The 23,212-nt window shown below is 56.5% G+C and carries 20 protein-coding genes, 1 tRNA gene and 1 pseudogene; 20 read left to right on the top strand and 2 right to left on the bottom strand.

Annotated features, from left to right (window positions below; all coding sequences use genetic code 11):
* The first annotated feature begins 7 nt into the window (after positions 1-7).
* The 12 genes and pseudogenes from AACY09_RS07050 to AACY09_RS22020 all read left to right on the top strand — a co-directional run bounded on the left by AACY09_RS07050 (position 8) and on the right by AACY09_RS22020 (position 13,116).
* Complete coding sequence (locus AACY09_RS07050) at positions 8-1,438, top strand: N-acetylmuramoyl-L-alanine amidase (RefSeq protein ID WP_339487096.1); 1,431 nt, start codon at positions 8-10, stop codon at positions 1,436-1,438.
* On the top strand, positions 1,435-3,306 hold the full coding sequence (mutL, locus tag AACY09_RS07045) for a DNA mismatch repair endonuclease MutL (RefSeq protein ID WP_339486887.1): 1,872 nt from the start codon (positions 1,435-1,437) through the stop codon (positions 3,304-3,306). Before AACY09_RS07050 ends, mutL begins: the two co-directional genes overlap by 4 nt.
* Before the next feature lie 33 nt (positions 3,307-3,339).
* Positions 3,340-4,314 carry a tRNA (adenosine(37)-N6)-dimethylallyltransferase MiaA gene (miaA, locus tag AACY09_RS07040; RefSeq protein WP_339486886.1) on the top strand — a complete coding sequence of 325 codons (975 nt, stop codon included), beginning with the start codon at positions 3,340-3,342 and terminating at the stop codon, positions 4,312-4,314.
* A 97-nt stretch (positions 4,315-4,411) separates the two neighbouring features.
* Complete coding sequence (hfq, locus tag AACY09_RS07035) at positions 4,412-4,672, top strand: RNA chaperone Hfq (RefSeq protein ID WP_010488369.1); 261 nt, start codon at positions 4,412-4,414, stop codon at positions 4,670-4,672.
* A gap of 15 nt (positions 4,673-4,687) precedes the next feature.
* Entirely contained in the window at positions 4,688-5,989 is a 1,302-nt protein-coding gene (hflX, locus tag AACY09_RS07030; protein WP_339486884.1) for a ribosome rescue GTPase HflX, read from the top strand.
* 96 nt (positions 5,990-6,085) lie between these two features.
* A complete protein-coding gene (gene hflK, locus AACY09_RS07025) occupies positions 6,086-7,258 on the top strand; it encodes an FtsH protease activity modulator HflK (RefSeq protein WP_339486882.1) in 1,173 nt (390 codons plus the stop codon).
* Positions 7,258-8,130, top strand: coding sequence for a protease modulator HflC (gene hflC / locus AACY09_RS07020; RefSeq protein WP_339486880.1), 873 nt, complete (start codon positions 7,258-7,260; stop codon positions 8,128-8,130). Before hflK ends, hflC begins: the two co-directional genes overlap by 1 nt.
* A gap of 106 nt (positions 8,131-8,236) precedes the next feature.
* Positions 8,237-8,422: a DUF2065 domain-containing protein gene (locus AACY09_RS07015; RefSeq protein ID WP_339486879.1), complete on the top strand. Its 186-nt coding sequence runs from the start codon at positions 8,237-8,239 to the stop codon at positions 8,420-8,422.
* A gap of 37 nt (positions 8,423-8,459) precedes the next feature.
* Complete coding sequence (locus AACY09_RS07010; protein ID WP_339486878.1) at positions 8,460-9,647, top strand: ATP phosphoribosyltransferase regulatory subunit; 1,188 nt, start codon at positions 8,460-8,462, stop codon at positions 9,645-9,647.
* 55 nt (positions 9,648-9,702) lie between these two features.
* A complete protein-coding gene (locus AACY09_RS07005; RefSeq protein ID WP_339486876.1) occupies positions 9,703-10,998 on the top strand; it encodes an adenylosuccinate synthase in 1,296 nt (431 codons plus the stop codon).
* A 597-nt stretch (positions 10,999-11,595) separates the two neighbouring features.
* Positions 11,596-12,258, top strand: a pseudogene (locus tag AACY09_RS22025) (HAMP domain-containing protein); the annotation flags it as partial.
* Positions 12,232-13,116, top strand: coding sequence for a methyl-accepting chemotaxis protein (locus AACY09_RS22020; protein WP_445323795.1), 885 nt, complete (start codon positions 12,232-12,234; stop codon positions 13,114-13,116). The pseudogene AACY09_RS22025 and the gene AACY09_RS22020, both read left to right, overlap by 27 nt.
* 111 nt (positions 13,117-13,227) lie before the next feature.
* Here AACY09_RS22020 and AACY09_RS06995 read toward each other — a convergent pair.
* Positions 13,228-13,314, bottom strand: a tRNA-Leu gene (locus tag AACY09_RS06995).
* Positions 13,315-13,520: 206 nt separating this feature from the next.
* Between AACY09_RS06995 and rnr the strand changes: the two genes are divergently transcribed.
* The 8 genes from rnr to alr all read left to right on the top strand — a co-directional run bounded on the left by rnr (position 13,521) and on the right by alr (position 21,906).
* Positions 13,521-16,118 carry a ribonuclease R gene (rnr, locus tag AACY09_RS06990; protein ID WP_339486872.1) on the top strand — a complete coding sequence of 866 codons (2,598 nt, stop codon included), beginning with the start codon at positions 13,521-13,523 and terminating at the stop codon, positions 16,116-16,118.
* Complete coding sequence (rlmB, locus tag AACY09_RS06985) at positions 16,115-16,864, top strand: 23S rRNA (guanosine(2251)-2'-O)-methyltransferase RlmB (RefSeq protein ID WP_339486870.1); 750 nt, start codon at positions 16,115-16,117, stop codon at positions 16,862-16,864. The genes rnr and rlmB overlap by 4 nt, the downstream gene beginning before the upstream one ends.
* A 272-nt stretch (positions 16,865-17,136) precedes the next feature.
* Complete coding sequence (rpsF, locus tag AACY09_RS06980) at positions 17,137-17,565, top strand: 30S ribosomal protein S6 (RefSeq protein ID WP_339486868.1); 429 nt, start codon at positions 17,137-17,139, stop codon at positions 17,563-17,565.
* 28 nt (positions 17,566-17,593) lie between these two features.
* Positions 17,594-17,824, top strand: coding sequence for a 30S ribosomal protein S18 (rpsR, locus tag AACY09_RS06975; RefSeq protein ID WP_003246847.1), 231 nt, complete (start codon positions 17,594-17,596; stop codon positions 17,822-17,824).
* A gap of 35 nt (positions 17,825-17,859) precedes the next feature.
* Positions 17,860-18,753, top strand: coding sequence for a hypothetical protein (locus AACY09_RS06970; RefSeq protein WP_339486819.1), 894 nt, complete (start codon positions 17,860-17,862; stop codon positions 18,751-18,753).
* A 21-nt stretch (positions 18,754-18,774) separates the two neighbouring features.
* Complete coding sequence (gene rplI / locus AACY09_RS06965) at positions 18,775-19,221, top strand: 50S ribosomal protein L9 (protein WP_339486817.1); 447 nt, start codon at positions 18,775-18,777, stop codon at positions 19,219-19,221.
* 122 nt (positions 19,222-19,343) lie between these two features.
* Positions 19,344-20,738 carry a replicative DNA helicase gene (gene dnaB, locus AACY09_RS06960; RefSeq protein WP_339486816.1) on the top strand — a complete coding sequence of 465 codons (1,395 nt, stop codon included), beginning with the start codon at positions 19,344-19,346 and terminating at the stop codon, positions 20,736-20,738.
* Positions 20,739-20,823: 85 nt separating this feature from the next.
* Complete coding sequence (alr, locus tag AACY09_RS06955; protein ID WP_339486814.1) at positions 20,824-21,906, top strand: alanine racemase; 1,083 nt, start codon at positions 20,824-20,826, stop codon at positions 21,904-21,906.
* A gap of 139 nt (positions 21,907-22,045) precedes the next feature.
* Here alr and AACY09_RS06950 read toward each other — a convergent pair whose 3' ends face one another.
* Positions 22,046-23,152 carry a hypothetical protein gene (locus AACY09_RS06950; RefSeq protein ID WP_339486813.1) on the bottom strand — a complete coding sequence of 369 codons (1,107 nt, stop codon included), beginning with the start codon at positions 23,150-23,152 and terminating at the stop codon, positions 22,046-22,048.
* Positions 23,153-23,212 lie beyond the last annotated feature (60 nt).

The following is a 23,212-nucleotide window of genomic DNA, read 5'->3' as shown; positions in this document are numbered from 1 at the left end:
TAAGATAATGGGGTCGGGTATGCGCATAAGCGCGCGTTTAGTTTTAGTAGGGGTCGTGCTGGCTGCATTGGCTTCAGAGGTATTTGCTGCCTCTGATGTGCGCAGTGTTCGCTTATGGCGAGCGCCGGACAATACCCGGTTGGTCTTTGATTTGTCCGGTCCGGTCAAGCACAGTGTGTTTACCTTGGCGGCACCTGACCGCATCGTGATTGACATCAGTGGCGCTAAACTGGCGACTTCGCTGGATAAGCTGTCGTTGAGCAATACGCCCATTACCGGTGTGCGTTCGGCGCAGCGCACGGCCGATGACTTGCGCGTGGTGATTGACCTTAAAGAAGCGGTCACACCTAAAAGTTTTACCTTGGCTCCTAATCAACAATACGGCGACCGTCTAGTCGTCGATTTGTACGATAAAGGCGCTGACAGCACACCAAACTTGCCGCCCACTACGGTAACGCCTTCAGCCCCTGTTCCCGTGACGCCGACTCAGGCGCCACCGAAGTTGACCCCGGTGCCAAGTGGCAAGCGCGAAATCGTAATTGCCATTGATGCCGGTCACGGCGGCGAAGACCCGGGCGCGTTGTCGTCGGTCAAAGGTCGGGTAGAGAAGAACGTCACCCTGGCTATCGCCAAAGAATTGCAGCGACAAGTCAATGCCGTGAAGGGCTATCGTGGAGAGTTGGTCCGCACCGGCGATTACTTTATTCCTCTGCGCAAGCGTACCGAAATCGCGCGCAAGAAAGGCGCGGATCTGTTCGTCTCGATTCACGCTGATGCGGCTCCATCGCGCGCCGCTTTTGGCGCCTCGGTGTACGCCCTGTCTGATCGCGGAGCTACGTCGGAAACGGCACGGTGGTTGGCTGACTCGGAAAATCAATCTGACTTGATCGGGGGGGCAGGCAATGTCAGCCTCGATGATAAAGACCGCATGCTGGCAGGTGTGCTCCTTGATTTGTCGATGACGGCGTCCTTGTCGTCGAGCTTGAATGTTGGTCAGAAAGTGCTGAGTAATATTGGCCAGGTGACGCCGTTGCACAAACGCCGTGTTGAGCAAGCTGGGTTTATGGTGCTGAAGTCGCCGGATATTCCCTCGATTTTGGTTGAGACGGGGTTTATCTCCAACAACAATGAAGCCAACAAGTTGGTCACCGCAAGTCATCAGCGGTCTTTGGCGCGCTCGATCATGACTGGGGTTAAGCAGTTTTTTGAGCAGAACCCACCGCCGGGCACATACATCGCCTGGATGCGTGATTCGGGCAAGATCGCCCAAGGCCCTCGTGAGCACCGGGTCAGCTCTGGCGATAGCCTGGCACTCATTGCTTCGCGTTATCAGGTCAGTATGGCGTCGATCAAAAGCGCCAACTCAATGAGCTCAAATGTGGTCAAAATTGGCCAGGTGCTGAAGATTCCTGCTACCTCCCTGGCTGCCCAACCATGACTGATGCTGCAAGAATCCAGCTGCTTAGTCCGCGGCTGGCCAACCAGATTGCCGCTGGCGAAGTTGTAGAACGTCCGGCCTCGGTGATTAAAGAACTGCTGGAAAACAGTCTCGACTCTGGCGCCAAGCGCATTGAGGTGGATGTTGAGCAAGGTGGCGTCAAGCTGTTGCGAGTGCGTGATGATGGCGGTGGCATCTCCCCGGATGACTTGCCCCTGGCGCTGGCCCGTCACGCCACCAGCAAGATTCGTGAGCTTGAAGACCTTGAGCACGTCATCAGCATGGGCTTTCGCGGTGAGGCGCTGGCGTCGATCAGCTCGGTGTCGCGTCTGACGTTGACTTCGCGTATTGCAGGCGCTGAGCAGGCCTGGCAAGTCGAAACCGAAGGCCGTGATATGCAGCCACGGGTGCAGCCCGCTGCGCACCCGGTTGGTACCTCGGTGGAAGTGCGCGATTTATTCTTCAATACCCCGGCGCGGCGCAAGTTCTTGCGTGCCGAAAAGACCGAATTCGATCATCTGCAAGAAGTGATTAAGCGCTTGGCGTTAGCCCGCTTCGATGTCGGTTTTCAATTGCGTCACAACGGGAAAACCATTCTCTCGCTGCACGAGGCTCATGACGAAGCCAGCCGTGCCCGACGGGTTTCGTCGGTCTGCAGCAATGGCTTCCTGGAACAAGCCTTGCCAATTGAGATTGAGCGAAACGGCCTGCGTTTGTGGGGTTGGGTGGGTTTGCCGACGTTTTCGCGCAGCCAGGCTGACTTGCAGTATTTCTACGTTAACGGACGTATGGTGCGCGACAAGCTTGTGGCTCACGCCGTGCGTCAGGCATACCGCGATGTGCTGTTCAATGGCCGCCATCCCACCTTTGTCTTGTTTCTCGAGATTGATCCGGGCGTGGTCGATGTCAACGTGCACCCGACCAAGCATGAGGTGCGTTTTCGTGATGGGCGCATGGTTCATGACTTCCTGTATGGCACCTTGCACCGGGCGCTGGGCGATGTGCGTCCTGAGGATCAGTTGGCTGCGCCTGCATCGGTAAATGCCATGGTCCGCCCGACAGGGCAGGCTGCTGGAGAGTTTGGCCCGCAAGGTGAGATGGGCCTGGCGGCCAATGTGCTTGAGCGGCCGCAATCGGACTCGGTGTGGCGTTCGCCGGGAGCAGGTTTTCAGGGTGGGCGCGCCGCATTGCCTGCAGCCGAAAGCCAAGCGGCTTATCGTGAATACTTCACGCCGATGTCGCCGGCCGTTGGGCCGGTTGGCTTGCCGCCCGAGCAAGGCGATGTGCCGCCACTGGGTTATGCAATCGCCCAGCTCAAGGGTATTTATATCCTCGCGGAAAACGTGCAAGGCATGGTTGTAGTTGATATGCACGCCGCCCATGAGCGCATCACCTATGAGCGCCTGAAAGTGGCGATGGCCAGCGAAGGTTTGCGCGGTCAACCGTTGTTGGTGCCTGAGTCGATCGCTGTCAGTCAGCGCGAAGCTGACAGTGCGGAGGAGCATGCTGCGTTGTTCCAGACCCTGGGTTTCGAGTTGCAACGCCTCGGTCCGGAAACCTTGGCGATCCGCCAGATTCCGGCGTTGCTCAAGCAAGCTGAAGCCACGCGACTTGTGCAGGATGTGTTGACCGATCTGCTTGAGTACGGCACCAGTGACCGTGTTCAGGCGCATATCAATGAATTGCTCGGCACCATGGCTTGTCATGGCTCGGTCAGGGCCAATCGCCGCCTGACGCTGCCTGAGATGAACGCGTTGTTGCGGGATATGGAGCACACCGAACGCAGTGGCCAATGCAACCATGGTCGGCCGACCTGGACGCAAATGGGCATGGACGATTTGGATAAATTATTCCTGCGCGGACGCTAGCTGGCCGCGCGCCTTCCTTGAGAAATATAAGCAATGTCTGAGCGTCTGCCGCCAGCAATATTCCTGATGGGGCCCACGGCTGCCGGTAAGACCGATTTGGCTCTGGAGCTGGCACGGGCGCTGCCGTGTGACCTCGTCAGTGTCGATTCGGCGTTGGTCTATACCGGCATGGATATTGGCACCGCAAAGCCCGACAAAGCCACCTTGGCTGAATATCCCCATCGTTTAATTGATATTCGCGACCCGGCCCAGAGTTACTCGGCGGCGGAGTTTCGTGCAGATGCCTTGGCGGAAATGGCTGAAATCACGGCCAGAGGCCGCATCCCGCTTCTAGTCGGCGGCACCATGCTCTATTACAAGGCCTTGCAGGACGGCTTGGCTGATATGCCTGGCGCTGATGCGCAGGTACGTGCCGCGCTTGAGGCGCGCGCCTTGGTTGAAGGGTGGGCGGTGTTGCATCAGGAGTTGGCAGCGGTTGATCCCGTGTCGGCCGCGCGGATTCATCCTAATGATCCGCAACGCTTAATCCGGGCGCTTGAGGTGTATAAAGTCAGTGGTTTGAGCATGACTGAGCACCGCCAGCGCCAAGCGCAACAAAATGTTGAGGTTAACCCGGCGACTGCTGGCCATTTACCCTATAATGTCGCTTGCATGGCCATCGCGCCGGCTGATCGAAGTGTGCTCCACGAACGAATTTCACGACGTTTTCAGATGATGCTTGAACAAGGCTTCATCGAGGAGGTCGAACTTCTGCGTAAAAGAAGTGACTTGCACCCGGGTTTACCGTCTATACGTGCAGTAGGTTACCGCCAGGTATGGGAATACCTTGATGGCGGTGTAAGTCGTTCAAAGATGCAGGAACTGGGGATTATTGCGACTCGCCAGTTGGCCAAGCGGCAGTTTACATGGCTGCGCAGTTGGGCTGATGTGCACTGGCTGGACAGCTTAGCTTGCGACAATGCGTCACGTGCCTTGAAATACTTTGCATCGGCCTCCATATTGAAATGAGACCATGCCGTTAGCCGTCTATCCTTAAGGGGAAGCGGCGCTAAGTTGTTTATTGATTCTTAAATTATTGAAATTGATCCTTAAAGGAGTGCGGCACATGTCAAAAGGGCATTCGCTACAAGACCCTTACTTAAATACCCTGCGTAAGGAACGCGTCCCGGTATCTATTTACCTGGTTAACGGGATTAAGTTGCAGGGACAAATCGAATCTTTCGACCAGTTTGTAATTTTGCTGAAGAACACTGTCAGCCAGATGGTCTACAAGCACGCAATTTCCACCGTAGTGCCGAGCCGTCCGGTTCGTCTGCCAACCGCTAGCGAAACGGAGCAGGCCGAGTCAGAGCCAGGTAACGCCTGATTTTAGGGGGCTGTATTGTTCTTCGAACGCCATGAAGGTGGTGAACGGGCCATCCTGGTTCATTTGGATGGCCAGAACTCCGAGGCGAGTGAAGATCCGCAAGAGTTTCAGGAACTCGCTGTTTCAGCGGGTGCTGACACGGTGGCCTTTCTCAGCGTGCCGAGCAATCGGCTGACTGCGAAATACCTTATCGGTAGCGGTAAGGTTGAAGAATTGCGTGACCAGGTCAAGGCCGCTGAGGCCGATCTGGTGATCTTCAATCACGTCCTGACGCCCAGTCAGGAGCGGAACCTTGAGCGTGCCTTTGAATGTCGGGTGTTAGACCGTACGGGTTTGATTCTCGATATTTTTGCCCAGCGTGCGCGTACTCACGAGGGTAAGTTGCAGGTCGAACTTGCTCAGTTGGATCACATGAGTACTCGTCTGGTCCGCGGCTGGACTCACCTTGAGCGACAAAAAGGTGGTATCGGCTTACGCGGTCCGGGTGAAACACAGCTCGAAACCGACCGCCGCTTGTTGCGGGTTCGTATTCGTCAGATTAAGCAAAAACTCGATAAGGTCCGCAGTCAGCGCGAGCAGGCACGTCGTGGTCGACAGCGCGCGGATATCCCTTCGGTGTCGCTAGTGGGCTACACCAACGCCGGTAAATCGACCCTGTTCAATGCCGTGACCGAATCCGAGGTCTACGCGGCTGACCAATTGTTTGCCACCCTTGATCCAACACTGCGTCGTCTCGACCTGAACGATTTCGGCCCTATTGTGCTGGCTGATACCGTGGGCTTTATTCGCCACCTGCCACACAAATTGGTTGAGGCGTTTCGTGCGACCCTTGAAGAGTCGAGTAACTCGGATTTGTTGCTGCATGTAATTGATGCGCATGAGCCCGAGCGTATGGCGCAGATCGAGCAAGTGTTGGCGGTGCTGACTGAAATTGGTGCCCATGAGTTGCCAATTCTTGAGGTCTACAACAAGCTTGATCTGCTTGAGGGGGTTGAACCACAAATTCAGCGTAATGCCGACGGCAAGCCACAACGTGTATGGTTGTCGGCACGCGATGGGCGTGGTCTACCTTTACTTAAGCAGGCAATTGCGGAACTCTTGAGTGATGATCTGTTTGTAGGCACATTACAGTTGCCGCAGAAGCTTGGCCGGTTGCGGGCTCAATTTTTTGAGTTAGGCGCCGTGCAGAGTGAAGGTCACAGTGAAGATGGCAGTAGTTTGTTGGCAGTACGTTTGCCGCGTGTGGAGCTGAACCGGTTGGTGAGTCGCGCTGGTCTGCAGCCGTTGGAATTTATCGAGCAACACACTTTGCAATAAAGCCTGTGTCAGCGGTTGTGCCGCTGAGGCTGGGCATTCGGTAGCATTGGCCGACGCGTCGTGGACGCGTCTTTGCTTTATCAGATGGAGAGCGCTATGGCTTGGAATGAGCCGGGTGGCAACTCGAATAATCAGGATCCGTGGGGTGGGCGCCGTAATAACGGTGGCGATCGCAAAGGTCCTCCAGATCTCGACGAGGCCTTCCGCAAGCTACAGGAAAGCCTTAACGGGTTATTCGGTGGCGGTAAAAAACGTGGCAGTGGCGACGGTGACAATGGTGGCAGCAGCAAGGGCGGCTACGGCATGCTCCTGGTTGGCTTCCTGGTGATCGTGGCTTTTTGGCTTTACAGCGCGATCTATGTTGTCGATGAGCAGGAGCAAGCGGTTGTTCTGCGTTTCGGTAAATATTACGAGACTGTAGGCCCTGGCCTGAACATCTACTTCCCGCCGATTGATCGGAAATTTCAGGAAAACGTCACCCGTGAGCGTGCTTACAGCAAGCAGGGGCAGATGTTGACCGAAGATGAAAACATCATCGAAGTGCCGTTGACCGTGCAGTACAAGATCAGCAATTTGCAGGATTTCGTACTTAACGTCGATTCGCCCGAAACCAGCTTGCAGCAAGCAACTGATAGCGCGGTGCGTCACGTGGTGGGTTCGACCGAAATGGATCAGGTGCTGACCGAAGGTCGTGAGCTGATGGCCAGTGAGGTCAAGGAGCGCTTGCAGCGTTTCATGGACAACTACAAGACCGGCATCGTGGTGACTCAGGTGAACTTGCAAAGTGCTGCGGCGCCGCGTGAAGTTCAAGAGGCCTTCGATGACGTGATTCGTGCGCGTGAAGATGAACAGCGCGAGAAGAACAAAGCTGAAACCTATGCCAATGGTGTGGTGCCAGAAGCACGTGGTCAGGCCCAGCGCTTGGTCGAAGATGCCATGGGTTACCGCGACGAAGTGGTCTCCCGCGCTCAGGGTGAAGCTGATCGCTTCACGGCTCTGGTCGGTGAGTACCGCAAGGCGCCGGACATTACCCGTGAGCGTCTGTATCTCGACACCATGCAAGAGCTGATGAGCAATACCAGCAAGGTTCTGGTCACGGGTGACAAGGGGCAGAACAATCTGCTTTACCTGCCGCTGGATAAAATGATTGATGGCCGTAAAGGCAGTGGTTCGAGCGCAATTTCTGGCAGTGCTTCTGCAAGTGATCCAGATACCAGCGCCGTGCGTACGCCGCAACCGGTTGATTTGCGTTCAAGGGAGAGCCGCTGATGAGTAGTAAATCACTGGTTGCCCTGATCGTTGCAGTGGTTCTGGCCATCGTGGCTTGGAATAGCTTCTACATCGTTGCTCAGACCGAGCGTGCGGTGTTGCTGCAATTCGGGCGTATTGTTAATCCGGATGTAAAGCCGGGTCTGCATGTGAAAATCCCATACGTCAACAAAGTGCGTCTGTTTGATGGCCGCTTGATGACATTGGACGCAAGCAGCTCGCGTTTCCTTACCCTGGAAAAGAAAGCATTGATGGTGGATGCCTACGCCAAATGGCGTGTGCGTGATGCCGAGAAATACTACACCGCAACATCTGGCGTTAAGCAGACAGCTGATGAGCGCCTGTCGCGTCGTCTAGAAGCTTCGCTGCGTGACCAATTCGGTAAGCGGACCCTGCACGAATCGGTGTCGGGCGAGCGTGACGCCTTGATGGCCGATGTAACTGCATCGCTGAACAAGGCTGCGCAGGCTGAGTTGGGTATCGAGGTGGTTGATGTGCGAGTTAAAGGCATTGATCTGCCTAAAGAAGTAAACCGCAGTGTGTTCGACCGTATGGGTTCGGAGCGTGAGCGTGAAGCTCGTGAGCACCGCGCCAAAGGTAAGGAGTTGGCAGAAGGTATCCGTGCGGATGCCGATCGTCAGCGCCGCGTGTTGTTGGCTGAGGCCTACCGCCAGGCTGAAGAGCTGCGCGGTGAGGGTGATGCTAAAGCTGCAGCCATCTACGCCAAGGCGTACGGTCAGGATCAGGAGTTCTACTCTTTCTACCGTAGCCTGAAAGCTTACCGTGAGAGCTTTGCGGACAAGCGTGACGTGCTGGTGCTGGACCCTAGTAGCGAGTTCTTCCGCTATCTGGAAAAATCCAAGCAGCCATAACTGTTAACCCGACGGACGCATGTCGTCCGTCGGGGTGACCGTTTAAGAAAACGTGGTATGATGCGGCAGCCGGGAAAATCCCGGCTTTTTTGCGTCTGTGGGAATCATGTGGCAGGAATTAGGCATTGCAGTGTGTTTGGTGTTGGTGCTGGAAGGCATCCTGCCCTTCCTCTATCCGCGTCGTTGGCGCGGTACGGTCGAGCAGCTAGTTCAGTTGCCGGATCGCGGACTGCGTCTTATGGGGCTGACCAGCATGTTGCTGGGCACAGCACTTCTTTATTGGCTTCACTGATGGCTTGTGCCGCCCGGATCAAGAGGGGAATGGCGAAATGGCGACGGTAGACCGCTGGCTGCTGCCAGATGGCATTGAAGAAGTTTTGCCTCCAGAAGCTGCGCGCATTGAAGTGGCGCGTCGGCAGGTGCTGGATCTGTTCCAGTGCTGGGGTTATGAATTCGTGGTAACGCCGCACATTGAATACCTTGAGTCGCTGCTGACAGGCGCGGGTCAGGATCTCGATCTGCGAACGTTCAAAGTGATCGATCCGTTGTCGGGTCGGCAAATGGGTTTCCGTGCGGACATCACGCCGCAGGTGGCGCGCATTGATGCGCACACCTTGCGTCGCGAAGGGCCGAGCCGTCTGTGTTATGCCGGCAGTGTGTTGCATGCGCAGCCACGGGCATTGACCACCTCGCGCAGCCCAATCCAGCTGGGTGCCGAGTTGTATGGCGACGCGAGCCCGGCGAGTGACGTGGAAGTCATCAGTCTTTTGGTTAACACGCTTGAGTTGGCCGTGGTGCCGGATGTGCACATGGACCTCGGTCATGTTGGCATCTATCGCGGGCTGGCACGGGCAGCGGATTTGTCCGGTGCGGTTGAGCAGCAGTTGTTCGATGCCCTGCAGCGCAAGGCGATTGATGAAATTGCTGAGCTAACCGAAACACTTCCAGCTGAATTGCGCAAAATGTTGCGCGCCTTGGCTGAGTTGTGTGGCGGCCGTGAAGTGCTCGATCTGGCGCAGGCGTGTCTGGTTGAAGCGCCGGATGATGTGCATGCGGCGCTGGATGATCTGTTGGCGATTGCCGATGAGCTGAGCCTGCGTTATCCGGAGTTACCGTTGTACTTTGACCTGGGCGAGTTGCGTGGCTATCACTATCACACGGGTGTGGTGTTTGCTGCATTTGTGCCGGGCGTCGGTCAGTCGATCGCTCAGGGTGGTCGTTATGACGATATCGGCGCAGACTTTGGTCGCGCGCGCCCGGCAACCGGTTTCTCGACAGATTTAAAGACCTTGGTGAGTTTGGGCAACATGCAGTTGGCAGAAGCGCCAGCGGGCATTTGGGCGCCTGATCACCACGATGTTTACCTGTGGCAAGCGGTACAAAAGCTGCGCGGCGAAGGTGCGCGGGTTGTACAGGCTCTGCCAGAGCAGACTTTGGCTGCTGCGCATGAGGCTGGCTGTGACCGTCAGTTGCAGTTGCGCGATGGTCGTTGGCAAGTGACGCCCCTGGCGTCCTGATATGTTTCCGTCGGTTATCGCCGACATCTAGCTTGCGCGAATGAGGACAAGTGTTATGGGTAAGAATGTCGTAGTCCTGGGCACCCAGTGGGGCGATGAGGGCAAGGGTAAGATCGTCGACCTGCTGACCGAACAGGCTGCTGCCGTAGTTCGTTATCAGGGTGGTCATAACGCTGGCCATACGCTGGTAATCAACGGCGAGAAAACCGTTCTGCACCTCATCCCGTCAGGCGTTCTACGCGACGGCGTGCAGTGCTTGATCGGCAACGGCGTGGTGGTTGCCCCGGATGCGCTGATGCGTGAAATCATCAAGCTCGAAGAGAAAGGCGTGCCGGTGCGTGAGCGCCTGCTTATCAGTCCTTCTTGTCCGCTGATCCTGTCGTATCACGTGGCGCTGGATCAGGCCCGCGAAAAAGCCCGTGGTGATGCCAAGATCGGTACCACAGGTCGCGGTATCGGCCCGGCTTACGAAGATAAGGTCGCACGTCGTGGCCTGCGTATCGGTGATTTGTTCCACCGTGAGCGCTTTGCTGCCAAGCTTGGTGAGTTGCTCGACTACCACAACTTTGTGCTGCAGAACTTCTACAAAGAGCCGGCAATCGACTTCCAGAAAACCCTGGATGAGTGCATGGAGTACGCAGAACTGCTCAAGCCAATGATGGCTGACGTTACTGCGATCCTGCATGACATGCGTCGTGACGGCAAAGACATCATGTTTGAAGGCGCGCAGGGTTCGCTGCTGGACATCGACCACGGGACGTATCCGTACGTGACCAGCTCCAACACCACGGCAGGTGGCATCGCTACCGGTTCGGGTTTTGGTCCGATGTACCTCGACTACATCCTCGGCATCACCAAGGCTTACACCACACGTGTGGGTTCTGGACCATTTCCGACGGAGCTGTTTGACGAGACCGGCGCGTTCCTTGCCAAGCGTGGCCACGAATTTGGTGCAACCACGGGTCGTGCCCGTCGCTGTGGCTGGTTTGACGCGGTTATCCTGCGTCGCGCTATCGAAATCAACAGCATCTCGGGCCTGTGCCTGACCAAGCTGGACGTGCTCGACGGCCTGGAAACCATCAACATCTGTGTTGGTTACAAAGATCAGAACGGCGACGTTCTGGTTGATGCGCCGACTGATGCTGACAGCTACATCGGCCTGCAGCCAGTGTACGAAGAAGTACCGGGCTGGAGCGAGTCGACCTTGGGCGCCAAGACCCTTGAAGAGCTGCCAGCTAATGCTCGCAACTACATCAAGCGGGTTGAAGAGCTGGTCGGCGCTCCTATCGATATCATCTCGACCGGTCCTGACCGCAACGAGACTATCGTGCTGCGTCATCCATTCGCGTAATTATCGCGATGGGTTGAAAAGGGTCGCCTCGTGCGGCCCTTTTTGCATTCTGCACTGGCCAAATCAACGCTGTCGCATGGCTGTTTTTCGGTTGCAGAAAAATCTTTGGGCATAAAGCTTGCTGGGCCTCAATAAATCCCTGAAGTCGCCGTTATAGAAGTACGGTTGTTGAGGAGTCGTCCCGTGTTCGCCATTGCTTCGTTGTTACGCAGTCGTTTGCTGCGCCCGGTTTTTATTGCCTTGGGCTTGGCGTTATTGGTGCAAGTGTTGGTGGCGGTTGTGCTGACGCGCGCAACAGTCAACACCCTGGTCGAGGATTTGTCTGCCCGATTGAATAGCGATACGCAGCGCTTATCGGCTGATCTTGATGCGGCCAGTTCCGAGGTGCGCGGTGGCCTTGAGGGGCTTTCCAGCAGAACGCAGGCAAGCTTGAATGCCGGGCTGAAGGAGCGCTTGAGTGCGGAGCAGGTACAGTTGCGCGGCGTGCTTGAAAGCAATCTCAAGCAGTCGGCAAATGATCTTGCGCAACTGCTGGCTGCAGTTGCGCCCAAAGCCATCTGGGATAACGATGTGCCGGCGCTGACCGAATTGGTGCGCATGGCCCATCGTAATCCGAATGTGCTCTTTGCCGTCTATGTCGATGCCAGCGGTGAGCGGTTGACCCGTCACGTCAATCGTACCGATGAGCGCGTTAAAGCCCTGATCGGCAAAGGGCAGGGCCGTGGTTCGCTGGATAAGTTGCTCAATGCGGCGGCCAATGATCCTGGGGTCTACATCGCTGAGTCATCGATCAATCCAATGGGTTCTGAGATAGGCAAGGTCATTCTCGGTATCTCGACTGTGGATGTCGACAATGTGGTCGCGCAGTTTGATCAGCGCTTCACTGCCCTGATTGCCAGCAGCGGGCAGTTGGTTTCGGACGGTTTGAGTGCAGCGGCCAATGACAGTGCCGGTGCATTGGCGGCACGGCTGAAAGGTGCTCAGCAAACGGCGCAGGCCATGACTGACAACAGTCGCGATGCCATTGAGTCTGCGGCGCAGAGCCTGCGCTGGAATATCAGCATTGGTTTGGCCTTGGTCGGCCTGGCGATTTTGCTGGTGCTGGCGCTAGTGCTGGGTCGCCGGGTGGTGAGCAAGCTGCACGCGCTAATTGCGGTCATGGATGATTGGGCGGCAGGCGAGGGTGATCTGACTCGGCGGGTGCAGGTCAGCAGTCAGGACGAAATCGGCGACATGGCGGCCGTGGTCAATCGCTTTGTCGGCAAGTTGCAGCCGATCGTGCGAGAGGCTGGTGATATTGCGGTGCGTACCGGTGTCGAGATTCAAGGTTTGGCGGCGCGCAGTGCTACAGCCGAGGTGTCTGCGGCCCGTCAGCGTGATGAGGTCGCCGGAAGCCTGCAGGCGCTGGCGCAGATGGTCGAGGCCGCTCAGGCGGAAAGCCATTCGATGCAAGAAGCCTTGCAGCGTGTCGGTTCGATTCGCCAGGCAACTCAGGATAACGCAGCAATCGCCAAGCGCGTGGGTGGCTCGATTGCCGAATTAGTCAGCAGTGTGGACACGGGTGCCGCAGTGATTCAGCGTCTGGCGCGGCAGAGCGAACAAATCGAGGTGGTGCTGACGGTGATTCACGGCATTGCCGAGCAAACCAATTTGCTGGCCTTGAACGCGGCAATTGAAGCGGCGCGTGCGGGTGAAAGTGGTCGCGGTTTCGCAGTGGTAGCGGATGAAGTTCGCGCCTTGGCCAGTAAAACCCAGCAGTCGACCGGTGATATTCAAGCGCATATCGGTGCGTTGCAGCAGGGCGCGCGCGAGGCGGTAACCGCGATTGGTCAAGCCAGCCGACAGGCGGCGCAAGGTTTGGCCGCGCTAAATGAGAGTGAGCGCGTGCAGAGTTCAGTGCAAATAGCCGTGGAAGAGGTGCATGGTGCAATCAATGCGGCGGCCAGTGCAGCCGTGCATCAGGCGCAAGATGCCGATGCGGTGCGTGGGCGGGTTGAGGTGATTCACTCGGAGGCGCAATATGCTGCTGAGGCGGTCGCGGCAACGGCTAATAGTGGTCGCGTGTTAGATGGCCTGGCCACCCAGCTCAGAGCCAGTCTCGGTCAGTTTCGGGTCTGAAAGCCGCTAAATACAAGGCCGCCAAGGATGTTTGGCGGCTTCTGTAAATTGCCTGCTAAGCTAAATGGCAGGCATAAAAAAACCGAGCCGTTGGCTCGGTTTTTTCGAATTTGGTGCCCAGGAGAAGACTCGAACTTCCACGACCGTAAGGTCACCAGCACCTGAAGCTGGCGTGTCTACCAATTTCACCACCTGGGCATTGATTGCAAAGATTGCTCTTTTACGATCAACTACAACAACGTTTGCCGTCGTTGTGGCGCGCATAATACGGATCGGTATTTTACTTGTAAACCCCCGTCGTTAAAAAATTTTATTATGCGGTTCGGGCTGACCCGGACACCTGTTTCGCGCTTCAATAGGCGCATGGCAAACCGAATTTATATAGAAAAGGTGAATCCTCTCTAATGGCCGATTGGCAATCCCTCGATCCCGAGGCCGCTCGTGAAGCGGAAAAATATGAAAACCCCATTCCTAGTCGCGAGCTTATTCTCCAGCATCTCGATGAGCGTGGCTCCCCGGCAAATCGCGAACAGCTGCTGGAAGAGTTCGGGTTAACCACAGATGAGCAGATAGAAGCGCTGCGCCGCCGACTGCGTGCCATGGAGCGCGACGGTCAGCTTATTTACACGCGGCGTGGCACCTATGCGCCGGTCGATAAGCTCGATCTGGTCCTGGGTCGCATTAGCGGTCACCGCGACGGTTTCGGCTTTCTGATCCCGGATGATGGCAGCGATGACCTGTTTCTCAGCCCTGCGCAAATGCGTCTGGTCTTTGATGGCGACCGCGCTTTGGCACGGGTCGCCGGTCTCGATCGCCGTGGCCGCCGTGAAGGTGCCGTGGTTGAAGTGATCTCCCGTGGCCATGAATCCATTGTTGGCCGTTATTACGAAGAAAGCGGTATCGGCTTTGTGATTCCGGATAACCCGAAAATCCAGCAGGAAGTGCTGGTCACTCAGGGTCGCAATGCGGGCGCCAAACAGGGCCAGTTTGTAGAGGTGAAAATCACCCACTGGCCAACGCAGCGCTTCCAGCCGCAAGGCGATGTGGTGGAGGTGGTGGGTAACTACATGGCGCCGGGCATGGAAATCGATGTTGCCCTGCGCAGCTACGATATTCCCCATGTCTGGCCAGATGCGGTGGTTAAAGAAGCCAGCAAGCTCAAGCCGGAAGTCGAAGAGAAAGACAAGGAAAAGCGGGTTGATTTACGTCACCTGCCGTTTGTCACCATCGACGGCGAAGATGCGCGCGACTTCGATGACGCGGTGTATTGCGAAAAAGGCGGCGGTAACTGGCGTCTGTTCGGCGGTGGCTGGAAGCTTTACGTAGCCATTGCTGACGTTTCCCACTACGTCAAAGTCGGTTCGGCGCTTGATGATGAAGCGCAAGTGCGCGGCAACTCGGTGTATTTCCCGGAGCGCGTAATTCCGATGCTGCCGGAAGAGTTGTCCAACGGCCTGTGCTCACTGAACCCGCATGTTGACCGTCTGGCTATGGTGTGCGAGATGACCATCTCGAAAACCGGCAAGATGACCGATTACCAGTTCTACGAAGCGGTTATTCATTCCCATGCGCGCCTGACCTACAACAAAGTCAGCACCATGCTTGAGCAGCCGAAGACCGCAGACGGCAAAGCACTTTGTAGTGAATACAAGGAAGTGTTGCCCCATCTCAAACAGTTGTATTCGCTGTATCACGTGTTGCTTGAAGCGCGGCATGAGCGCGGCGCGATTGATTTCGAAACCCAGGAAACTCGAATTATCTTCGGGGCTGGGCGCAAGATTGCCGAAATTCGCCCAACTCAACGCAATGATGCGCACAAGTTGATTGAAGAGTGCATGCTGGCCGCCAACGTCGCCACAGCCGCCTTTATGCAAAAGCATGAAATTCCGGCGCTGTACCGCGTGCACGATGGTCCGCCGCCTGAGCGCTTGGAAAAACTCAAGGCATTCCTCGGTGAGTTGGGCTTAAGCCTGCACCGTGGCAAGGCCAAAGATGGTCCGTCGCCGAAGGACTATCAAGCCCTGCTTGAAACCATCAAGGATCGTCCGGATTACCACCTGATTCAGACCGTGATGCTGCGCTCCTTGAGTCAGGCGGTGTATAGCGCCGATAACCATGGCCACTTTGGCCTCAATTATGATGCTTACGCCCACTTCACCTCGCCGATTCGTCGCTACCCGGATCTGTTGATCCACCGGGCGATTCGCAGTGTGATTCGCTCCAAGCTCGATACGCCACACGTGCAGCGTGCAGGCGCAACAAGCATGCCGAAAGCGCGGATTTATCCGTACGACGAAGCAATGCTTGAAGAACTGGGCGAGCAGTGTTCGATGTCTGAGCGCCGCGCCGACGAAGCCACCCGTGATGTGGTCAACTGGCTCAAGTGCGAGTTTATGAAAGACCGCGTGGGCGAGACCTTCCCGGGCGTGATTACTGCGGTGACCGGCTTTGGTCTGTTCGTTGAGCTGAAAGATATTTACGTTGAAGGCTTGGTGCATGTCACCGCGCTGCCGGCGGACTATTACCACTTCGATCCGGTTCACCATCGTTTGGCCGGTGAACGCACTGGGCGCAATTTCCGTCTGGGTGACAGCGTTGAAGTGAAGGTGATGCGGGTCGATCTCGACGAGCGCAAAATCGACTTCGAAATGGCGCAAAGCGTCACCGATGCACCGATTGGGCGTAAGCGCGGCGACACGGCGCGTGGGCGTAATGATCGTTCCGGCAAAGGTGAGCGCAGCAACAAAACCGAGCGTGCCGGTAAGGGCGAGCGCGAAAGCAAGCCGTCCGCCAAGGCTGCACCTAACGCTGACGTGCAGAAAAGCCGTGACGTTAAACGCGCTTTGCTCGCCGGCTCGAAGACCAAGCCAAAAGCTGGGGCGTCGAAGTCAGGGGCCAAAGCCGAGGGCAAGCCAGCGGCGCCGTCCAAACACCGTAAAGGCCCGCCAAAGTCTGGCGCCGCGACCAGCAGTGCACCGCGTAAACGTAAGGCGAAACCATGAGTCAGTTGGAAAAAATCTACGGCCTGCATGCCGTAGAAGCATTGCTGCGGCATCACCCGAAGCGCGTCAAGCAGGTTTGGTTGGCTGAAGGTCGTAATGACCCGCGTGTGCAAACCCTGATTGCCCTGGCGGGCGAGTCACGTGTGCCGGTGGGGCAGTGCGAACGCCGCGAGATGGATGTCTGGGTCGAAGGCGTGCACCAAGGCGTAGTGGCTGATGTCAGTCCGAGTCAGGTGTGGGGCGAGGCCATGCTCGATGAGCTGCTCGACCGTACCGAAGGTGCCCCTTTGATTCTGGTGCTCGATGGGGTAACTGATCCGCACAACCTCGGCGCCTGCTTGCGCACTGCCGATGCGGCGGGTGCGCTGGCGGTACTGATTCCGAAAGACAAGTCAGCCACGCTCAATGCAACCGTGCGTAAGGTGGCCTGTGGTGCGGCTGAAGTGATTCCGTTGGTGGCAGTGACCAACCTGGCGCGCAGTCTGGAAAAACTTCAGCAGCGCGGCCTGTGGGTCGTCGGCACGGCGGGTGAGGCCGAGACCGAGATTTACGATCAGGACCTGACCGGGCCTACCATCCTGATCATGGGTGCGGAAGGTCGCGGTATGCGCCGCCTCACTCGCGAGCACTGTGATTACCTGGTCAAGTTGCCAATGGCCGGCAGCGTTAGCAGTCTTAACGTCTCGGTTGCCACCGGCGTTTGTTTGTTCGAAGCGATGCGCCAGCGGCGCAACGTCAAGAAGTAAGGCTGTTTGCGTGTTGCGAACCGCAACGCGCAATAGCTGAACCCCTCGATGGGGCGGGTTGCCGGGCATTTTCGGCGAGCCGCCCTGTTGTCGCGCGATTGTTCAAATAATCACCAGTTTACCTTGCTTGTCGTCGGGGCCTTCTCTAGAATGTCGCCCCTTGCCGTGACGGCAGGCGCTTTTGTGCCCTCCGTTCAGCAAGACTAAACAAGTGAAATTCACTCCTTGCCTGACTGCATTAAGCGGCAGGCTACAACCCGTAAGGAGCATTTATGCGTCATTACGAAATCATCTTTCTGGTTCACCCGGACCAGAGCGAGCAAGTCGGCGGCATGGTTGAGCGTTACACCAAGCTGATCGAAGAAGACGGCGGCAAAATCCACCGTCTGGAAGATTGGGGCCGTCGCCAGTTGGCGTACGCTATCAACAACGTTCACAAGGCTCACTACGTGATGCTGAACGTTGAGTGCACTGGCAAAGCCCTGGCTGAGCTGGAAGACAACTTCCGTTACAACGACGCTGTGATCCGTAACATGGTCATCCGTCGCGAAGAAGCAGTCGTTGAACAGTCGGAGATGCTCAAGGCCGAAGAAAACCGCAGTGAGCGCCGTGAGCGTCGTGACCGTCCTGACAGCGCTGAGTCTGATGACTCGAACAGCGATGACAGCGACAACAACGACAGCGACAACGCTGACGAGTAATCCACGGATCTATTGAGGAGCCTATCAAATGGCACGTTTCTTCCGTCGTCGTAAATTCTGCCGTTTCACCGCTGAAGACGTGAAAGAGATCGATTTCAAAGATCTCAACACGCTGAAAGCTTACATCTCGGAAACCGGCAAAATCGTTCCTAGCCGTATCACCGGTACTAAGGCTCGTTATCAGCGTCAGCTGGCTACCGCTATCAAGCGCGCTCGCTTCCTGGCCCTGCTGCCTTACACCGACAGCCACGGCCGCTAAAACCGGATGTTCGACAAGTAGTAAGGGATTAACGCATGCGCGCCTTAGCTGAATTTATTATGCGCGGCCGTGTGCAGGCCACTCTCGTAGTGGTTGGATCGGCAGCATTGCCGCTGTTGTTCTGGTTGAGTGCTGCTGCAGGGTGTCTTGTACTCCTGCGGCGCGGTTTGAGTGATGCCTTGGGCATCCTCGCATGGGCATTGCTACCGGCTCTTGGCTGGTGGTATTTCGGCGAACCGCGCACCTTGATGGTGTTGCTGGGCGCGCTGGGAATGGGGTTGTTGTTGCGCTCCAGCATGTCTTGGAATCGTGTGCTGCTTTGCAGCGTGGCATTAGGCCTGGTGTATGGGTTGGTTTTGGGTGCGGTGTTCCGCGAGCCTATCGATGCCATGGCGGGTGAGTTGAATAAGCTCATGCCGCAAATGCTTGATGGGGTCTACCAGCAAATGTCGGTAGATGAGCGAGCGCGTCTGGACAGCCTGATTGCACCGGTTTTGACCGGATTGCTGGCAGCTTTGTTGCAGATTGTCAGCCTGTTGAGCCTGATGCTTGGGCGTTACTGGCAGGCGTTGTTGTATAACCCGGGCGGTTTCGGGCGCGAATTTCGCACCTTGAGACTGCCGCCGCCGTTAGCGATGTTGCTGCTGGTGGGCATGCTGTTAGGGCCGAATCTCGGTCCACAAATGGCCATGCTGACACCGTTGTGCAGCGTACCGTTGGCATTTGCAGGCATCGCCCTGATTCATGGGTTGGTGGCGCAAGGGCGGATGTCCAAGTTTTGGCTTGTGGGGATGTACATCACGCTGTTGCTGTTTATGCAGCTGACTTATCCGTTACTGGTGGTAATCGCCATTGTCGACAGTCTGTTTGATTTTCGTGGGCGTCATGAGCGTAAAAAAGGCTCTGACTCCGCGAACGGTGAAGGTTAAAAGTTAAGAGGTTATTACCAAATGGAACTGATCCTGCTGGAAAAAATCGCCAACCTGGGCAACCTGGGCGATAAAGTGAACGTTAAGTCCGGTTACGGCCGTAACTTCCTGCTGCCGAAAGGCAAGGCCACTGCAGCTACTGCTGCAAACGTTGCTGCTTTTGAAGAGCGCCGTGCCGAGCTGGAAAAAATCGCTGCCGAGAAGAAAGCTTCTGCTGAATCTCGCGCTGCTCAGCTGGCTGAACTGGAAGTCACCATCACCGCTACTGCGGGCGATGAGGGCAAACTGTTCGGTTCGATCGGTACTCACGACATCGCTGATGCTCTGACCGCCTCTGGCGTTGAAGTGGCTAAAGCTGAAGTGCGTCTGCCGAACGGCACTATTCGTCAAGTTGGCGAATACGACGTAGCCGTGCACCTGCACAGCGACGTTGAAGCAACCGTTAAGGTTGTTGTTGTAGCTGCTTAAGCAGTATGCGACATAGTAGGCCTTGCACTTCGGTGCGGGTCTGCTGACAATCAGGCACGGCATTGCGCAAGCGATGTCGTGCCTTTTGTTTTTATGCACCCACAGAATTATTCTCAGAGCTTATGAACGACATCAGCATTCCTGAACAATACGACTTGCAAACTTCGGCCCTGAAAGTGCCGCCGCACTCGATTGAGGCGGAGCAAGCGGTGCTCGGCGGCTTGATGCTCGACAATAATGCCTGGGAACGCGTGCTGGACCAGGTCTCCGATGGCGATTTTTATCGTCACGATCACCGCCTGATTTTTCGCGCCATTTTCAAATTAGCTGAGCGTAACCACCCGTTTGACGTGGTGACCCTGTCCGAACAGTTGGACAAAGAAGGCCAGCTGTCGGCAGCCGGCGGCTTGGCCTATCTCGGCGAACTGGCCAAGAACACGCCATCCGTCGCTAACATCAAGGCCTACGCGCAAATCATTCGTGAACGCGCCACCTTGCGCCAGTTGATCGGCATCAGCAGTGAAATCGCGGACAGCGCCTACGCCCCTGAAGGGCGTACCGGTGAAGAGATTCTCGATGAGGCCGAGCGCCTGATCTTTCAAATTGCCGAAGCACGACCGAAAACCGGCGGGCCTTTGGCGATCAACGATATTCTGGTCAAGGCCATCGACCGCATCGACACCCTGTTCAATAGCGGCGATGCGATCACCGGCCTGTCCACTGGCTTTAATGATCTGGACGCACAAACCAGCGGCTTGCAACCCGCTGACCTGGTGATCGTGGCCGGACGTCCGTCGATGGGTAAAACCACCTTCGCCATGAATTTGGTTGAGAACGCGGTGCTGCGCAGCGACAAGGCGATTGTGGTGTACTCGCTGGAAATGCCAGCGGACTCCATCGTCATGCGTATGCTCGCCTCCCTTGGCCGTATCGATCAGACCAAGGTGCGTGCCGGCCGCTTGGATGACGATGATTGGCCGCGCCTGACCTCGGCGGTGAACCTGCTTAACGACCGCAAGTTGTTTATCGACGATACCGCCGGTATTTCACCCTCCGAAATGCGCGCTCGCACGCGCCGTCTGGCCCGTGAGCATGGTGAGATCGGCATGATCATGGTCGACTACCTGCAGCTTATGCAGATTCCGGGCTCAAGCAGCGAGAGCCGAGTCAACGAAATCTCCGAGATCTCGCGCTCACTTAAAGCGCTGGCCAAAGAATTCAACTGCCCAGTGGTTGCGCTTTCGCAGCTTAACCGGGGTCTTGAACAACGGCCGAACAAACGGCCAATCAACTCCGACTTGCGGGAATCGGGTGCGATTGAGCAGGACGCCGATATCATTATGTTCGTGTATCGGGATGAGGTTTATCACCCGGAGACCGAATACAAAGGCGTCGCCGAAATCATCATCGGTAAGCAGCGTAACGGTCCAATTGGCACCACGCGCCTGGCGTTCCTCGGTAAGTACTCGCGCTTTGAGAACTTGGCGCCGGGCAGCTATCAGTTCGACGAAGATTAACCGCTCAAAACCTTTCTAAGAGCAATAAAAACAGACGCCCAGACGTTAAACTGGCCGCCTGTTTTGCTTTTTGGATGCCGTGTTTATGCGCCCGCTTGTTGCCACCATCGATTTGTCTGCCGTTTGCCATAACTATGCCGTTGCCAAGCGCTGTGCGCCGGGGCGAGAGGCGTTTGCGGTGGTTAAAGCCAATGCGTATGGGCATGGGGTGCAGGAGGTGGTGGGCGCGTTGAGCGGGATTGCCGATGGCTTTGCTGTCGCCAGCTTAGAAGAAGCCGCCCAAGTGCGCGCGGTGCAGGGGCAGGCAAGGATTCTGCTGCTCGAAGGCTGTTTTGAAGCAGGCGAGGTGCAAAAGGCGCAGCAACTGCGTTTGGACATCGCCGTGCAAGACCATCGGCAACTGCAGGCGGTGCTGAGCGCTCCCGCAGGTTCGCCACTGAACATATGGCTGAAGCTCGATACCGGCATGCATCGCCTGGGCTTTGATAGCCTTGGGCTGCGCGCTGCCTATGCGGCACTGGCCGGCAATCAATGCTGCAATGAGTTGAATCTGATCAGTCACTTTGCCTGCGCAGACGAGCGCGGCCATGAGCTGACTGAACAGCAACTCGAATGCTTTCTGGATGTGCTTGATCTGGATTTTGATCAGCGTTCCCTGGCCAATTCTGCCGCCATTTTGATGATACCTGCGGCGCATATGGATTGGCTGCGGCCTGGCATCATGCTTTACGGCGCAACGCCTTTTGCTGATTTAAGCGCCGCGGAACTGGGGCTCAAACCGGTGATGACGCTGACTGCGCAGCTGATTGCCCTGCGTCATGTCGCAGCGGGTGAGTCAGTTGGTTACGGCGCCAGTTGGGTGGCGTCGCGAGATTCGGTGATCGGCACTGTCAGCTGTGGCTATGCCGACGGTTACCCACGCCATGCCCCGGTAGGTACTCCGGTTGTGATTAATGGCCAGCGTGTGCCGCTGATTGGTCGAGTTTCCATGGACATGCTAACCGTCGATTTGACTGATTCAGCTGGTGCCGGCGTTGGCGACTCAGTGGAGCTTTGGGGTAATCAATTGCCTGTGGATGAAGTGGCGCAAGCGGCTGGGACCATTGGCTATGAACTCTTGACCAAGGTCACCTCTCGCGTGCCACGGCGCTATCGCCCCAACGAATAGTCTTTCGCTCAATGGCCATAAGCCTGCGCGCATACATCGCGAGCACATGGACGATCAGAGGCGCGCCCCGGAGCGTGGTGATAAGCCTAATTTGAGGATGGCGTTCCCACCTGAGTCGCGTGGGGGCGCGATTCAGGGTTCAGAGGCGGGCGACTTCGATATGGCGGGGGCTGGGGTGCTGCGATTGCCCCGGGTCTTGCTGATAACTGATAAAAAAGTGGCGGCTAAATACCGTTTTGCGTCGAAAACCCTGCAGCACTGACTCCAGGGGGTGGTCGTCAAAGAAGCCACAGAGCAGACTTTGAGTAGGTTGCAGATGATGCTCAAGCACGTAATCGAGCAGCGCCTTGAAGACTTCGGGATTGTCGTGGTCAATTGCCAGGCTGTGGAGGATCAAGTAGTTGAAACAGTGGCCTGGGGAAGGCAGGCGCAGGCCGCCAAATATTCTGCTGTACAGATTGTAGGGTCGGCGCAGGGCCGCTACCCAGGGCGTGTATCGGGTTACGCGAGTCTGCTTGAAAGGTTTTTGATTCCATATGCCTACGCTGCCAATCGCTCTGCCATTGCTGAAGGCGATGAGGTAGTGATTGATCTTGAGGCATTGATAATAGGCTCTGCCGGCTAACAGGTCGTTGACGTCATAGCGTGGGAATCCTTGGCGGTGGCTGGCCTTGTCCCAAAGGTGTTGCAATAGAGGTGCATCCTTGATGGTGGCCGGGCGGATTGTCAAACCGCTGTCGGGCCCAACGTTGCGCTGTTGGGCGGGTAGCACACTGGTGACCACCCGTCCGCCACGGTAGAAATTAGGCAACCATGGTCGGCCACGGTCGATAATGCCTAATGGAATCAGGTTTTCTTCCAGGATTACCGCTTCCATCCAGCCTTCTTCCGTACCTATGTGCGCAGCAATGGCCAGAAACAGCGTCTTTAGCGCGTTGCCTCCACGAGCTTCGGGGGCCACACGCAAGTCATGCAGGTACCTGACCAATTCAACTTTGCCATTGATGTACTGCCGACGCTGACCAATATCCACCATGGCAATCAGGACACCAGGGTTATTCAGGTCTTCCGCTACCAGTACATGTTCGTGTTCGCAGCTAACTAAAGCACCCGCGAAGAAGTTCGGCTCTCGCTCAAATGTGAGGGTAATACTGCCTATTTGGTGAACACGTTTAAGCAGGGCCAGTAGAGCGGTGTTGTCTTTGGCCGTGGCAAGGCGGGTGTGGATTTTTGTGTTTTTGTTCACGGGGTTGCCTGTAATGCTTGGCTAATTGCTTCGGGCAGTGGACTTGGCCAATGCCTAAGC

This window comes from Pseudomonas sp. EL_65y_Pfl2_R95 (assembly GCF_963971045.1).
GTDB lineage: Bacteria > Pseudomonadota > Gammaproteobacteria > Pseudomonadales > Pseudomonadaceae > Aquipseudomonas.
Note: the sequence above shows the minus strand (reverse complement) of the source record. Positions and strands in the feature narration are given on the sequence as shown.

Coding starts and splice junctions, on each gene's coding strand:
- AACY09_RS07050 (WP_339487096.1), top strand. CDS start 8: ATGGGGTCGGGTATGCGCATAAGCGCGCGTTTAGTTTTAGTAGGGGTC.
- mutL (WP_339486887.1), top strand. CDS start 1,435: ATGACTGATGCTGCAAGAATCCAGCTGCTTAGTCCGCGGCTGGCCAAC.
- miaA (WP_339486886.1), top strand. CDS start 3,340: ATGTCTGAGCGTCTGCCGCCAGCAATATTCCTGATGGGGCCCACGGCT.
- hfq (WP_010488369.1), top strand. CDS start 4,412: ATGTCAAAAGGGCATTCGCTACAAGACCCTTACTTAAATACCCTGCGT.
- hflK (WP_339486882.1), top strand. CDS start 6,086: ATGGCTTGGAATGAGCCGGGTGGCAACTCGAATAATCAGGATCCGTGG.
- hflC (WP_339486880.1), top strand. CDS start 7,258: ATGAGTAGTAAATCACTGGTTGCCCTGATCGTTGCAGTGGTTCTGGCC.
- AACY09_RS07015 (WP_339486879.1), top strand. CDS start 8,237: ATGTGGCAGGAATTAGGCATTGCAGTGTGTTTGGTGTTGGTGCTGGAA.
- AACY09_RS07010 (WP_339486878.1), top strand. CDS start 8,460: ATGGCGACGGTAGACCGCTGGCTGCTGCCAGATGGCATTGAAGAAGTT.
- AACY09_RS07005 (WP_339486876.1), top strand. CDS start 9,703: ATGGGTAAGAATGTCGTAGTCCTGGGCACCCAGTGGGGCGATGAGGGC.
- AACY09_RS22020 (WP_445323795.1), top strand. CDS start 12,232: ATGGCGGCCGTGGTCAATCGCTTTGTCGGCAAGTTGCAGCCGATCGTG.
- rnr (WP_339486872.1), top strand. CDS start 13,521: ATGGCCGATTGGCAATCCCTCGATCCCGAGGCCGCTCGTGAAGCGGAA.
- rlmB (WP_339486870.1), top strand. CDS start 16,115: ATGAGTCAGTTGGAAAAAATCTACGGCCTGCATGCCGTAGAAGCATTG.
- rpsF (WP_339486868.1), top strand. CDS start 17,137: ATGCGTCATTACGAAATCATCTTTCTGGTTCACCCGGACCAGAGCGAG.
- rpsR (WP_003246847.1), top strand. CDS start 17,594: ATGGCACGTTTCTTCCGTCGTCGTAAATTCTGCCGTTTCACCGCTGAA.
- AACY09_RS06970 (WP_339486819.1), top strand. CDS start 17,860: ATGCGCGCCTTAGCTGAATTTATTATGCGCGGCCGTGTGCAGGCCACT.
- rplI (WP_339486817.1), top strand. CDS start 18,775: ATGGAACTGATCCTGCTGGAAAAAATCGCCAACCTGGGCAACCTGGGC.
- dnaB (WP_339486816.1), top strand. CDS start 19,344: ATGAACGACATCAGCATTCCTGAACAATACGACTTGCAAACTTCGGCC.
- alr (WP_339486814.1), top strand. CDS start 20,824: ATGCGCCCGCTTGTTGCCACCATCGATTTGTCTGCCGTTTGCCATAAC.